This is a genomic window from Mesorhizobium sp. WSM4306, from assembly GCF_007003975.1.
Classification (GTDB): domain Bacteria; phylum Pseudomonadota; class Alphaproteobacteria; order Rhizobiales; family Rhizobiaceae; genus Mesorhizobium.
On the sequence record NZ_VFTC01000021.1, the window covers coordinates 45,096 to 58,282 of the forward strand.

A 13,187-nucleotide genomic window follows, 5' to 3' on the forward strand; every position below is an offset into this window, starting at 1 on the left:
CTCAGGCTCCGTAGCCGCGCATGGTCTGGCGGTTGGTCTTGACCGCGCCGGCAGGATCGGCGGCGGCGGTTTCGGATTCTTCCTCCAGCACCAGCCAACCGTTGAAATTGGGAGCAGCGCTGGCGATCTCGATGACCTTGCCCGTGTCGCAGACGCCCTTGCCGAGCATCGCCCAGCTGCCGCCGGCATCGACATCCTTCAGGTGCACGTAGCGGATGCGATCGCGATAGGTGGTGAGCGTATCGGCCATGTCCTGATGGCCGCGCAATATGTGGCCGGTGTCCGGCACCCAGCCGACCAGCGAGGCGTCGATCAGCCCGAAGATGCGATCGTAGTCGGCGCGGTCGAACAGCAGCGTGTTGTGATGCGAACTCGGATGCACCGCAACCTGGACGCCAGCCTTGCGCCCGAGGTCGCCGGCCTTGTTGTAGACCTCGGCAGCGATGGCGAACTTGTCAGCGCGCGGACCGTCGGAGACGACGGTGGCCGAGCCCATCGACACCAGCGCGCCCGGAAAGGCTGCTGCGAAATCGATCCAGCGTTTGGCGGTCTCAAGGTCCGTGCCAATCTGGTCTTGCAGCGTGAAGCCGCCCTTCGAGCCAAAGGCAAAGGACACCAGCGTCAGCCCCGCCGCCTTCAACGCAGCGGCGAATTCCGCCGGCCGATTGCCGTAGTGGCCGATCATCGTGTCGGTGATCTCGATGCCGGCATAGCCGCCATCGCCGATCGCCTTCAGGAGATCGGCGGGACCGCCGGTGAACCGGTCTCCCAGCATTTCCCAAGTGAAGGTCTGGCAGCCCACTTTGAGGTCTTTCACGTTCATTCTTTCATTCCTTGATTCCGCCTTTTCCTCGATGCCGCCCGCGGTGATGTGGCGCTGGAGGAACAGCATGAGCACGGCGTAAGGGATGACGGCCCAGGCCGCGGCGATATCGCCGGCGAGCAGATAGGGTCCAATCAATTGCAACACGCGGATCAGTTCTCCTTGGGACCGACATCTTACTTGACCGAGCCCGCGGTCATACCGGCGAGGAAGTATCGCTGGGCAACGAGGTAGATGACCAGGAGCGGTAGCGAGCCAAGCACGCTCATCGCCATCATCTGGTTCCATTCGAAGGCGTGCTGCCCCATCAGCAATTGGATGCCGATCGGGACGGTGCGCATGGAGGTTGACTTCGTCAGCGTCAGGGCAAAGAGAAATTCGTTCCAGCACAACAGGAAGGTGTAGACCGATGTCGCCACGATACCAGGCAGTGAAATCGGGACGATCACCCGCCAAAGCGCTGTCCAGCTGGTGCCGCCGTCGACAGCCACCGCTTCATCGAGATCGCGGGGCAACGTGTTCAGATATCCCGTCATCAGAAGGATCGCGTAGGGCAGTGTAAACACCAGGTAAGTCAGGATCAGTGCGACGTAGGTGTCGAAGATGCCATATGAGACGACAAGCCCGAAGAACGGGATCAAAAGTGTGATCGGCGGGATCGTCTGCGTGCTGATGATGAGCGTGTTCAGGCTGCCCTTGCCGCGGAAGTTGAAGCGGCTGAACCCATAGGCAGCCAGCAAGGCGATCAGCACCGTCAGCACGGTCACCGTTCCTGCCAAGAAGTAGCTGTTGAAGAAGAAGCGCAGCTTTACCGGGTCGCCAAGGATGGCTGCGTACGCCTCCAGCGTGAAGGCCTTCGGCAGGATGGTTGGCGGCAGGGCAAAGATTTCGGTGTTCGATTTGAACGAGCTGCTGAGCATCCAGTAGATCGGGAAGGCCGCGAAGAACAGCCCTGCCGCAAGCGCAACATGCAATGCGACGGTGATCAGCCTGTCTTTGCCAGAGTTTCGCTTCCTCATGGTGACTACCGAGCCTTCTGATAACGGATATAGAACAACGTCAGGCCAAGCGAGATCAGCAGGATGACCACGGCGCTTGCCGACGCCTGTGACAGGTTGTAGCTCGAAAACGCCAGCTTGTAGGTGTAGGTGCTGAGGACCTCGGTCGAGTAGATCGGACCGCCGCCCGTGGTTATCCAGATCAACGGGAAGACCTGCATGGTCCAGATGAAGTCGAGCAGCGAGATGCTGATGATGATCGGCATCAGCTGCGGGATGGTGATGAAAATCAGCTTCTGGTAGGCTTTTGCCCCATCGATATCGGCGGCCTCGTAGAAATCCTTGGGAATGCCTTGCAGGCCTGCGAGCAGGCTGACCATGAACAGTGGATAGCCCGCCCAGATATTGGCGAAGGTGACCGCGTGCAGCGCGGTCTGGGGCGAGGAAAACCACTCGACCTTGGAGCCGATGATGCCGATTTGCATGAGCATGCTGTTCACGACGCCGTTCGGCTCAAGCAGGAGGCGCCAGATCACGGCGATGATCACCGCGGTGAACAACCAGGGCAGGATGTAGAGCACGCGCAGGACACTGCGCAGCGTCGGATTGATGCGGTCGCTGTTCAGCATGAGCGCGAAGACCATGCCGATGGTCATGTGGAAAATGACGCTCATGCACGTGAAGTAGAGCGTGTGCCACAGCGAGGCCCAGAACACCGGATCGTCAAAGATCGCCTGATAGTGTTTCAATCCGGCAAAGGACGGGTCACGACGCAGCACCGCGCTGTTCTGGAACGAGTAGGCAATCACCGTCACCATCGGCAGCAGCATCAGCAGGCCGATGATCAGGAGCGAGGGCGACAGATAGAGGTAGGGTGCGACCGCTCGTTTCAGCTTGTGGTGGGAGCGCTTTTGTCGGGTCATGTGCCAACCTTGGGATACGCCTTCAAGAGAAGGTAAGCTTCAAAAACAGGTCCATCTCAAATTGCCAATTCGTTGTTGCCGGGTGGCCTGGCCAAAGTCGGGCCACCCGGTCGAAGAGCAGGCCGATCAGAATTTCGCCATCCAGCCCTTCTGAGCGGCTGCTGCTGCTTGTTCCGGAGACTGCTCGCCGGCGAGCATCTTCTGGGCTTGCACGTCGAACTGGGTCATCAGGTCTTCAGCCACCGGCAGGCCCGTGAACTCATTGGCGAGATAACCGGTCTTGAAGATTTCGAAAGCCTTGCCGAACGCCTTGTCCGAGGTCACGAAATCGGGCTTGGCGTTGACGTTGCCCGGGAAGGCGTTTGCAAGCGACACCAACTTGGCATTTACCTTTTCACTCATCAGATACTGGACGAGTTTCCAGGCCTCTTCCTGATGTTTCGATGCAGCAGAGATGCCGATGCCCCAGGAGGCGTAGGGAAGGCCGCGCTTGCCGGTATAGTTTTCCACGACCGGGACCGGGATGAGGTCGAAGTTCAGCTTGGGATTGCGCTTGCGGATGAGGTTCACATGCGCGAGCGAGTCGATCATCATCCCGACGCGGTCGTTGACGAATTCCTCGACCTTTTCCTGTTCGGTCTTGGTGGCGATGCCGGGCGAGACGGTGCCGGCGTCGTTAAGCGATTTGACGAAGGTGAGCATATCCACCACCGGCTTGCCCTCGAGGTCGGGCTTGCCGTTCGCCATCATCGACTGACCTGAAGCCCAGACCCACGACATCATGTCGTTCTGGACGCCGGATGGCGTTTGCAGCGACAGGGGCAGCACCCAGCCATACTGGTTCTTGTCGGCGTGAGTCATCTTCTTGGCGGCTTCGAGAAACTCCGCACGGGTCGACGGCAGCTTGGTTACGCCTGCCTGGGCGGCGAGGTCCAAATTGACGAACACCGGGTAGACGAAGGAAGCCACGGGAAACATCACCGCCTTGCCGTCCACCTTGATGATATCGGCGACCTGGGTCTTATCGAACTTGCTCGCATCCATCATCGGGTTCATGTCTGCCAGCGCACCTTGCGCGTTCAGATTGTTCACCCACGCGCCGTCGAGACCGACGACGTCGCTGAGCGTTCCCGTTGCGGCGCCAACCGAGATCTGGTCTCGCGTGGTCGCATAGGGGCCGCTGACCAGCGTCACCTTGATGCCGGGGTTTGCGGCCTCGAAGTCATCCATGATTGCCCTGAGCGATCCGGCCGGCAATTCGGGCTCCCACCATTGGGTGAACTCCAGCGTCGTATCCGCCATGGCGCCGGTTGCGCCAAGCAACCATGCGGCCGCGGCTATTTTCAGCATCGCGGGTTGTATCCGAAACATCATTTTCTCCTCCTTCTTTAAGATCGACCGCACAATGCAGCCGATCGTCTGCTTCATTCAGAAGTCTTCTTACGAGTACTTCGCAGGCGCCTCACCCTCGCCTGCGCTCTGCCACAGATCTTCAGATCGCCAGGTGCGTCTCGGGATCGAAGAAATGGAGCTTGGTATCATCCAGGGCCAACCGGATTGCCGAACCGGAGCGGACTGCGCTGTCCGGTTCGAATCTCGCCACCGCATTCGACGTCAGGCCGAAATCCTGCACCGCGTCGGGGTCGCCGGAGTCCACCCGGACCGCGTCGATGTTCAGATGGACGATGTGTTCCGACCCGAGTTCTTCGATCGAGGTCACCTTTGCCGGTATCGTCTGATACTTGCGGCCGGATTCGAGGCTGCTGTCATAGAGATCCTCCGGTCGTATCCCGAACACGACCTTGCGCCCCGCATACGATTTCAAACCTGGCCTGCGCACGAAGGCTGCATCCTGCAGCCGAATGGCAAAGGCGCCGGACATCAGTTCGGCGCCCGTCATGGTCGCCTCGAAAAGGTTCATCGAGGGAGAACCGATAAAGCCGGCAACGAAGGCGTTCACCGGCGATTCATAGAGCCTCTTGGGTGTGTCGACCTGCTGCAGCACGCCGCCTTTCAACACCGCGACCCTGTCGCCCATCGTCATCGCTTCGATTTGGTCGTGGGTCACGTAAATGGTCGTGACGCCGAGCTGCTTTTGCAGGCTGGTGATTTCGGCGCGCATTTGCACACGCAGTTTCGCGTCCAGATTGGAAAGGGGTTCGTCCATGAGAAAGGCGGCCGGCTCGCGCACCATGGCGCGGCCCATGGCAACCCTTTGGCGCTGTCCGCCGGAAAGGTTGGCGGGTTTGCTGTCCAGCAAAGACGTCAGCTGAAGGGTCTTGGCGATCTCGTCGACGCGCTTCTTGCGCTCGGCCTTCGGCTTGCCTGCCAGCCGCATCGAAAAGGCGATGTTTTCGGACACCGTCATATGCGGGTAGAGGGCGTAGCTCTGGAAGACCATCGCGATGTCGCGGTCCTTGGGCGGCATGTCGACGACGTCCACTCCGCCGATCCGAAGGCTGCCGCTGGTGATGTCCTCCAGTCCCGCGATCATCCGCAACGCTGTGGATTTGCCGCAGCCGGACGGACCGACGAGAATCAAGAACTCGCCGTCCTCGACCGACAGGTTCAATTGGTCGATTGCGTGAAAATTGTTCCCGTATGTCTTGCAGATATTCTCAAGAACGACTTCTGCCATATTCCTCCCTCCACAAGTCTAAGCCACTGATTTTTAATGATTGTCCTCGGCTTATGTTCACCTGCGAAATATATCTTCGGATAGTTCTGGCTATGTTCCGGTATCGAGTTGCGCATATTTCAGTTCGACTGCTGACGGCGCGGTCGTCGATGCTAGGAGTTCCCTGACCTGGTCGTCGGTCGGAAGCGCCTCGCGCCCGCCACGCCCCGTTATCGAAAGGGCCGCCGCCGCGGCCGCGAATGCCACCCGGCCTGCGGTGTCGGCTCCGCGCGTCAACGCATGGGCATAGGCGCCATGAAAGCAGTCACCGGCGCCGGTCGAGTCGACGACGGCAACTCGGTGCGGAGGCAAGTGCCAGAGCCCCGTCTCGTCGCGGCCGCGATAGTAGACCCCCCTGCCGCCATCCGTCAGAACCACGGCGGACCGCGACGGCAACCACAATGCATCGAGTATCTCGGCCGGCGATTGGCGGCCCGTGGCGGTCCGCGCAAAGCCGAGGGGAAGAATGAGATGATCGCAGAGCGCGATCAGCCTCTCCGTCGCTGGGCCGCTGCTCCATTCGATATCGCCTAGAATCGCGAGGCCGAGCTCGCGAGCCCGAGCCACGACATCCAGCGACCGGATCGCATAGCTGTCGACGATCAGGACCGTCGCGCGGCTGAGGATATCGTCCGGAAAGTCCGGCGCGGTGCCCAGCATCGCTTCGTCGTCATACGCGATAAACCGATCCCCATCCGAACCGACGGTGATCCGCGAGTGCACCGGGCGCGCGTCGGGATGGCGCGGCGCGAATGCGGTTTCAACGCCGCTCGCAACGAGATCGCACAGTACGGGATCGTCGGCGGCACTGCCCAGCCATCCGACGAACCCGGCGCTTCCGCCGAGCCGCGCGACGGCGGCAAGGGCCGTCGCGACATTTCCCCCGAAAGCGCGGGCACTTTGCAGAACCTTCCCCTTGCCTGCCGACAACGGCTGATCGACATAGACGATGTCGTCGATCGCGATAGCGCCGAAGCCGAGGATTGAAGGGACGGTGGGCATCGTTCAGGCACCCGCCTTCGCCAGCGCGTCCTGCGCCGAAAGGCCGTCATGGATGACGCCGCGAAAGGCAAGCGCTGCCTTCTCCGGATCGCCATGCCCCCAGAGATTACGGCCCACCACGGCACCGCGCGCGCCGGCACGGATGGCGTCCGCCGTCTGCTGAAGCGCGCCGAGCAGCGTATCGGTCTTTGGACCACCCGCGATCACAACCGGCACCGGGCAAGTCCGGACGGTCTCTCGGAACGATTCGAAATCGCCCGTGTAACCGATCTTGATCACGTCGACGCCGGACTCATAGCCGATGCGCGCCGCATAGGCGATCTCGTCGGGGGTGAAGACGATCTTTGCCCCGTCGGTGAAATCGCGAGGGTAGATATGCGCCACCACCGGCATGCCGTAGCGGGCCGCTGCATTCACAGAATCGGTCAGCCAGCGTATGTATTTGCCCTCGGTCGCGCCGCGCACCGGAATGGCCACGGCCAACGCATCGGCGCCAGCGCGCACCGCATCCTCCGGCGTTGCAATCAGCTCACTGATGCGATCGTCCGGAGTGAAGCAGCCGGCCTGGATCACCAGGGAAGCCTTGCCTGCGTATTGCGGCCACAGATGGCGCGCGGTGCCGGGCTGGATGCTGACATAGTCGGGTTTGCCAACCATGACGCGCGCAAGCGCACCCGGCAGGTCGGCAAGACCGCCTTTGCGCACGTCGCCATAGCCAACGAAGTGGTCGACCGCGCCGCCAAAAAGATTCCCCGATGGATGTGAAAAGAGGCGCGCAAGGCGCACCTTGGTTCCGAGGCTCATGACTGCAAAATTCTCCAATCGGTTGATTTCAAAATCCCAAACCAGTGTTTGCGAAAGAAATCACAAAAGCAATCTTTCGAAAGCTTTCGAATTTGCGTATTTTTGATAGAGTGAGCCGAAGGCCGGGGCGACCGCCTGGCACATGGAGGCAAGGACAGGGCAATGTTGTCGGAGCAGAGACGCCAATCGATTCTGGGTGAGGTGCTACGCAGCGGACAGGTTCGCACAAAGGACCTGTCAGACGGTTTTGGCGTGTCGGAAGTCACTGTGCGCACCGACCTCGAGATACTGGACCGCAAGGGACTGCTGACCAAGACCCGGGGCGGGGCGGTGACCCGGACCACGGATTCAACCACGGCCGCGTTCGCCCGGCGAATGCAAACTAACCTCGATGCGAAGAAGCGCATCGCCCGGGCAGCCGCAGATCTGTTCGAGGACAACCAATCGGTCATCTTCGACGGCGGCTCGACCTTGATGCAGGTTGCCATGCAGTTACCGCCGCTCAGCAATGTCGTGGTCGCGGCCACGGCTATGAATATCGTGCAGCACCTGATGCATCGGCCCGGGCTCGACGTTCACATGATCGGAGGCCGGGTCTATCCAGACACGGTGAGCACGCTGATCACCGATGCCGACACGGCTCTCGGCGGCTTGGTGGCGCATCAGGTCTTCGTTGGAGCGCATGCGATCGACTCCTCACTGGATGTGGTCGACGTGAACGAAGACATGGCGCGAACGAAACGAAACCTCGTGCGCATGGCACGGCGCGTTGTCCTCCTCGCCGATTCGAGCAAATGGGGCGTCAGCGGAACCTCCAAGGCATTTTCGCTGTCGAGCGTCGATGTGGTGATCACCGACGATGGCCTGTCCGGCCCGATACGCAGCCAGCTCGACAGGACCGTGGCCAAGGTGATCTATGCCTGAACCCGTCGCGATCTTTGGCCGCGCGGCAGAGATCGAACGCGCGCATGACCCACGGGATTCGCGTCGGCGCCCCGCCGTTTTTTCTTTTCTGTCATCTTCTCCTCCCGGAGCATGATCATGCTCCATCTCTTGGATGGTAGAGCCGGCAGCCTCCCGATCTCGCGCCAGCGTTTTCATAAGCTCTATAAAAATTTTACGCGCGTCAAGATTTAAAATGTTGCACAGCGGTTTTCGACTATGGTCCGTTGCTGACGTAAGTACGGCCAAGCCATGACCGCGTTGGGAGGTACGATCTAAAATGCACGCGAAATCAAAGACAAAGCTCGGTATCGGCATCATCGGCTGCGGTAACATTTCGATGACCTATCTGCGCAATGCAGCGCTCTTCGGCGGCGTCGAGCTGCGCGCCTGCGCCGACATTTCGCCTGACATGGCTGAGCTCCGCGCCAGGGAATATGGCATCCGCGCGCTCGGCGTCGACGCGCTGCTCGCCGACCCCGACATCGACCTGGTGCTGAACCTGACCATCCCGGCAGCGCATTTCGACATTTCGTTTTCAGCACTTTCAGCGGGCAAGCATGTCTTCACCGAAAAGCCGCTGGCGACCTCGGCCGCGGACGGCCGCCGTCTTGTCGCCGAGGCGGTGCAGCGCGGCCTGCTGATCGGCTCGGCGCCGGACACATTCCTGGGCGCCGCCGGACGCCGCGCCCGCCGCCTGATGGACGAGGGCGCCATCGGCAAGCCGGTGACCGGCACCGCCTTCATGATGGGACGCGGCATGGAGCACTGGCATCCCAATCCGCAATTCTATTATCAGCCGGGCGGCGGCCCGGTGTTCGACATGGGGCCCTACTACCTGACCATGCTGGTCAATCTGCTCGGCCCGGTCGCCCGCGTCATGGCGATGGCGACGCGCGGCCAGGAGGAGCGGCTGATCACTGCCGAGGGTCCGTTCAAGAACACCAAGTTCAACGTTGGCACGCCGACCAACATATTGTCGCTGCTCGAATTCCGCTCCGGCGCCACCGTCACCTTCGGCGCCTCCTGGGATGTGTTCAAACACTCCAACCATCCGATCGAATTGCACGGCACCGAAGGTTCGCTCAGGCTGCCTGATCCCGACACGTTCGGCGGCACCGTCTCGTTGTCGGCGCGCGGCGCCGACTGGGCCGACTTCGCCAGCGAAAGCGAACTCTACGGCGCCCGCAACTGGCCCTATGCCGCGCCCGACCGCGCCAATTACCGCATGCTCGGCGTCGCCGATCTGGCGCGCGCGCTGAGCGCGGGAAGAAAGCCGCGCGCCTCGGGCGAACTCGCATTGCATGTGCTGGAGATCATGGAGGCGATCCTGGCTTCGGGAGAAAGCCGTGGCTCCGTTGCCGTCAATGGCACGGTCGATCAGCCGCCGCTGCTTGGCGAGGACGAAGCGGCAAACCTGCTTGCCTGATAGAAGGTTCGTCCGTGACGACATCGCCGCTGACGCCATCATCGCGATCACCGCATGGCGCGGCTTCGACCCCGCCGTTGGAAGTGTTCAGGCCGACTGACGCATCACAAGGGCGGCGTCGAGGCTGACCTTCGGTGCGACGCTCGCTATGTCCTCGTTGAGCAAAGCGAGCAGTGTCTCGACACTGCGCCCCGCCATGGCGGCAAAATCCTGCGCGATGGTGGTCAGAGCGGGGCAGGTGTAACGGCTCAGCGGATGGTCGTCATGGGCGGCGACGCGCAGGTCGCAGTCCGCCTTGCGGCCGACCTTCTTGCCTTGCGCGAAGGCTGCCGCCATGACGCCAAAGGCCAGGCGGTCATTGGCGCACAGTATGGTCTTGCCCGGCAGGCCGCCAGCCCCAAGCATCTGTTCCATCTGCTCGTAGCCGATGCGCTCGAAATCCCATGTATAGTCGCTTGTGTTGCCGATGACGACCGGCTCGTGGCCCAGCCGCTGCATGGCCCCGATATAGCTGTTCAGTCGCTCCGGCGAATTGTGGTTGACGTGCGGGATATCGAAATAGATCGGCGCGTCGCCGGAGCGGCAGAGATAGTCGACGATGGTCGAGACACTCTGGGCGTTGTTGTTGCCGACGAAGGGTGCGCCGCCTTCGAGATAGGTGTCGAAATAGACGACCGGCATTGTCTGCGTCAGCTTCTCCAGCGCGCGGCGGTCCGAGCGCAAGCCAAGCGGCGCGATCAGCGCGCCTGAGACTTTCAGCGACAGGATGGTGCGCGTCGCCTCGACTTCGAGCTCGCGCGAACCGTGCGAGGAAATGACGATGGGCCAGTAGCCCTCGTCGCGCAGCCCGAGCTCGATGCGGCTGACCATTTCGGAATAAAAGGGATCGGCCACCGTCGGCACGACGATGCCGATGCTGCGGGTACGCTTGCGGTTGAGGTTGCGGGCAAACAGATTGGGCTGGTAATCGGATGAGCGCAGCGCCTCCTCGATCCGCTTGCGCGTCGCCGGCTTGACGCTGGTCGGGTCGTCGAAATATTTCGACAGCGTCGGCCTGGAGACGCCGCAGGAGCGGGCGAAATCCTCCATCGTCTTGTGCTTCGTCATTCGATCCCTCGTCTGGCAGGCGCCAGAACCTTGGTCATCGCGCTGCCCACGGGTCCTGTAACCAGCGCGACGCCACGCAACCTTCAAGACGAAATTTACAGGAAACTTCAGTGGTTTCAACGCGCAATGATAAATTATACCGTGCGTAAATTTATTCAATTGACCCGAAAATTGTCCCGCATCAAGGTCTCGGACCGCAGCGAACAAGCGAAATATCCAGGAACCATGATACAACAGATCGATCAGCTTCTCTCCCAGCTTCAGTTGCGGCTCGACGCCGCCGCTGTTGTCACCGGCGATGCGGTCGATCCGCGCTATGGCGACGATCTCTCCGGCAAGGGCGGAGGCCGGCCCGATTTGGTCTTGCGTCCGCGCAGGGCCGGCGAAGTCGCCGAAATCCTGCGCCTGTGCAGCGGCCTTGGCCAGAAGCTGGTCGTCCATGGCGGCCGCACCGGGCTGGCCGGCGCCGCGCGCGTGCAGCCGGGCGAAGCGGTTCTGTCGCTGGAGCGCATGACCGCGGTCGAGGCTCTCGACCGCCAGGCGGCAACCATCATCGCAGAAGCCGGCGCGCCGCTGCAAATGGTGCAGGAAGCCGCCGATGCGGCCGGCCTGATGTTCGGGGTCGACATCGGCGCGCGCGGCACGGCGACGGTCGGCGGCAACATAGCCACCAATGCCGGCGGCATCCGCGTGCTGCGTTACGGCATGTACCGCGCTCAGGTCCTGGGGCTGGAGGCAGTGCTTGCCGACGGCTCGATCCTGACCTCGCTGCGCGGCCTGGCCAAGGACAATTCGGGATACGATCTCAACCAGCTGTTCATTGGCAGCGAAGGCACGCTGGGCGTGGTCACCCGTGCCTGCCTGCGACTGCATCCGAAGCCCGCCACCGAGGTTGCCGCCTTCTGCGCGCTTGGTTCGCTGGACGCCGCTATCGCGCTGCTCGGGCTGCTCAAGCAGCGGCTCGGTCCCTTGCTTTCGGCCTATGAGGTGAATTTTTCGCCGCTCTACGGCGCCATGATAGCCGGCATGGCCGCGCCGGCGCCGCTGCCTGCCGGCGCGCCCGTCTATGTCCTGGTCGAAATCCAGGGCAACCAGGCCGAGCTGGACGGCGAGCGTTTCGCTTCGGTGCTGATGCAGGCCGTCGAAGACGGCATCGTCGACGACGTGGTCGTCTCGCAATCGCCGCGCGAATTCCGCGCGCTTTGGGACGTGCGCGAAGAGGCCAACCGCTTCCTGTTTGCGATCGAGGGCCTGATCGGCGTCGACATCTCCATTCCGCTGTCGACGATGGCGGCTTTCCTGCGCGACGCCGAAGCGGCGATCCGCGCGACGGACGGCAGCGCCGAGATCTACGTCTTCGGCCATCTCGGCGACGGCAATCTGCACTATCAGGTCGACACCACTGAACCGGCCGCCGCCTACGAGATCATCTATCGCAGCGTGGCGGAGTGCGGTGGCGCCGTCTCGGCCGAACACGGCATCGGCCTCGACAAGAAGAAATGGCTGAACCTCGTGCGCAGCGACGCGGAGATATCAGCCATGCGCCGCCTGAAGGCGGCCTTCGATCCGCACAACATCCTCAATCCCGGACGTGTCTTCGATATGTCCTGATTGTTGCGCGGCTAGCTCGCGGCCGGCGAAAGCAGTGCGTGGTAGTCGACCGTTCGCAATTGCTCGACGCCGTCCAGCGTCATGTTGCCGGCGACATAGACGATGATCGCCAGGCCGAGCCAGCCGATCCAGCGGTATCTGGCAAGCAGCGCCGCCACCAGTGTCGAGGCGACAGCCATCAGAACCACCGACAGGATGAGCCCGAACACCAGCGCGTTCATGTCATGGGCGGCGGCGCCCGCCACGGCCAGCACATTGTCCAGCGACATCGAGACGTCGGCGACCACGATCTGCAGGATCGCCGTGCGCAATGCCTTGGCCGGCCGCACCGCCGCAAGCGCTGTCGCGGCAGGGTCGGCGTCGGCATCGCTGTCTTCATCGCCGCGGGCGGAACGCAATTCCTGGAACATGTTCCAGCACACCCAGAACAAAAGCATGCCGCCGACCAGCATGATCCCCGGAATTTCCAGCAGCTGCACCGCGATCACGGCAAAGACGACGCGGATCACCGCGGCCGCGGCTATGCCGGCGACGATCGCCTTCTGGCGCAACGCTTTGGCCAGGCCGGCGGCCGCCATGCCGATCACCACGACATTGTCGCCCGAGAGCACGAGGTTGATGGTGATGACTTCCAGATAGGCGGCGACAGTCGTTTGGTCGAAACTCATAAAGCGGTCTCCCCGGAAGGCTCCGGCTGGTTGCGGCGGATTGGACCGATGTCTGCGCAAACGCGAAGACAGCTGATTTGAGTGCGGCCCGGCATTGAAACAAGACGCCAGGCGCGGCCAATCGTTACTCATCCACCGAATTCACTGCCGGATGGGCCGCATCGCGACAGAAATGCCCCTCATGGAAGGGAAGACAAACGAGT

At 62.0% G+C, this 13,187-nt stretch carries 12 protein-coding genes; 3 read left to right on the plus strand and 9 right to left on the minus strand.

All coding sequences use genetic code 11. The annotated features are described in order from the left end of the window. Nucleotide 1 precedes the first annotated feature (1 nt). The 7 genes from FJV77_RS22435 to FJV77_RS22465 form a co-directional block, all read right to left on the minus strand. Nucleotides 2–823, minus strand: a complete 822-nt coding sequence (locus FJV77_RS22435) for a sugar phosphate isomerase/epimerase (protein ID WP_142868852.1) — start codon at nt 821–823, stop codon at nt 2–4. 176 nt (nt 824–999) lie between these two features. After that, complete coding sequence (locus FJV77_RS22440) at nt 1,000–1,842, minus strand: carbohydrate ABC transporter permease (protein ID WP_142868799.1); 843 nt, start codon at nt 1,840–1,842, stop codon at nt 1,000–1,002. Nucleotides 1,843–1,847: 5 nt separating this feature from the next. Next, on the minus strand, nt 1,848–2,744 hold the full coding sequence (locus FJV77_RS22445) for a sugar ABC transporter permease (protein ID WP_142868800.1): 897 nt from the start codon (nt 2,742–2,744) through the stop codon (nt 1,848–1,850). A gap of 126 nt (nt 2,745–2,870) precedes the next feature. Then, nucleotides 2,871–4,118, minus strand: coding sequence for a sugar ABC transporter substrate-binding protein (locus FJV77_RS22450; protein ID WP_142868801.1), 1,248 nt, complete (start codon nt 4,116–4,118; stop codon nt 2,871–2,873). A 118-nt stretch (nt 4,119–4,236) separates the two neighbouring features. Beyond that, on the minus strand, nt 4,237–5,382 hold the full coding sequence (locus FJV77_RS22455) for an ABC transporter ATP-binding protein (RefSeq protein WP_142868802.1): 1,146 nt from the start codon (nt 5,380–5,382) through the stop codon (nt 4,237–4,239). Between the two features lie 90 nt (nt 5,383–5,472). Beyond that, on the minus strand, nt 5,473–6,423 hold the full coding sequence (locus tag FJV77_RS22460) for a PfkB family carbohydrate kinase (RefSeq protein WP_142868803.1): 951 nt from the start codon (nt 6,421–6,423) through the stop codon (nt 5,473–5,475). Nucleotides 6,424–6,426: 3 nt separating this feature from the next. Next, a complete protein-coding gene (locus FJV77_RS22465) occupies nt 6,427–7,227 on the minus strand; it encodes a class I fructose-bisphosphate aldolase (protein ID WP_128300831.1) in 801 nt (266 codons plus the stop codon). 162 nt (nt 7,228–7,389) lie between these two features. On the opposite strand from FJV77_RS22465, the gene FJV77_RS22470 reads away from it, so the two are divergent. Together FJV77_RS22470 and FJV77_RS22475 are read left to right on the plus strand one after the other, a co-directional pair. Then, the gene (locus tag FJV77_RS22470) at nt 7,390–8,151 is read left to right on the plus strand and encodes a DeoR/GlpR family DNA-binding transcription regulator (RefSeq protein ID WP_142868804.1); all 762 of its coding nucleotides are present in this window, start codon (nt 7,390–7,392) and stop codon (nt 8,149–8,151) included. Nucleotides 8,152–8,449: 298 nt separating this feature from the next. Next, nucleotides 8,450–9,598, plus strand: coding sequence for a Gfo/Idh/MocA family oxidoreductase (locus FJV77_RS22475; protein WP_142868805.1), 1,149 nt, complete (start codon nt 8,450–8,452; stop codon nt 9,596–9,598). An 87-nt stretch (nt 9,599–9,685) separates the two neighbouring features. Here FJV77_RS22475 and FJV77_RS22480 read toward each other — a convergent pair whose 3' ends face one another. Then, entirely contained in the window at nt 9,686–10,705 is a 1,020-nt protein-coding gene (locus FJV77_RS22480) for a LacI family DNA-binding transcriptional regulator (RefSeq protein WP_142868806.1), read from the minus strand. Between the two features lie 225 nt (nt 10,706–10,930). Here FJV77_RS22480 and FJV77_RS22485 point away from each other — a divergent pair, with 225 nt between their 5' ends. After that, a complete protein-coding gene (locus FJV77_RS22485) occupies nt 10,931–12,316 on the plus strand; it encodes an FAD-binding oxidoreductase (RefSeq protein ID WP_142868807.1) in 1,386 nt (461 codons plus the stop codon). A gap of 11 nt (nt 12,317–12,327) precedes the next feature. On the opposite strand, the gene FJV77_RS22490 is transcribed toward FJV77_RS22485, so the two are convergent. Continuing rightward, nucleotides 12,328–12,984, minus strand: coding sequence for a YjbE family putative metal transport protein (locus FJV77_RS22490; RefSeq protein ID WP_142868808.1), 657 nt, complete (start codon nt 12,982–12,984; stop codon nt 12,328–12,330). Between the last annotated feature and the right edge of the window lie 203 nt (nt 12,985–13,187).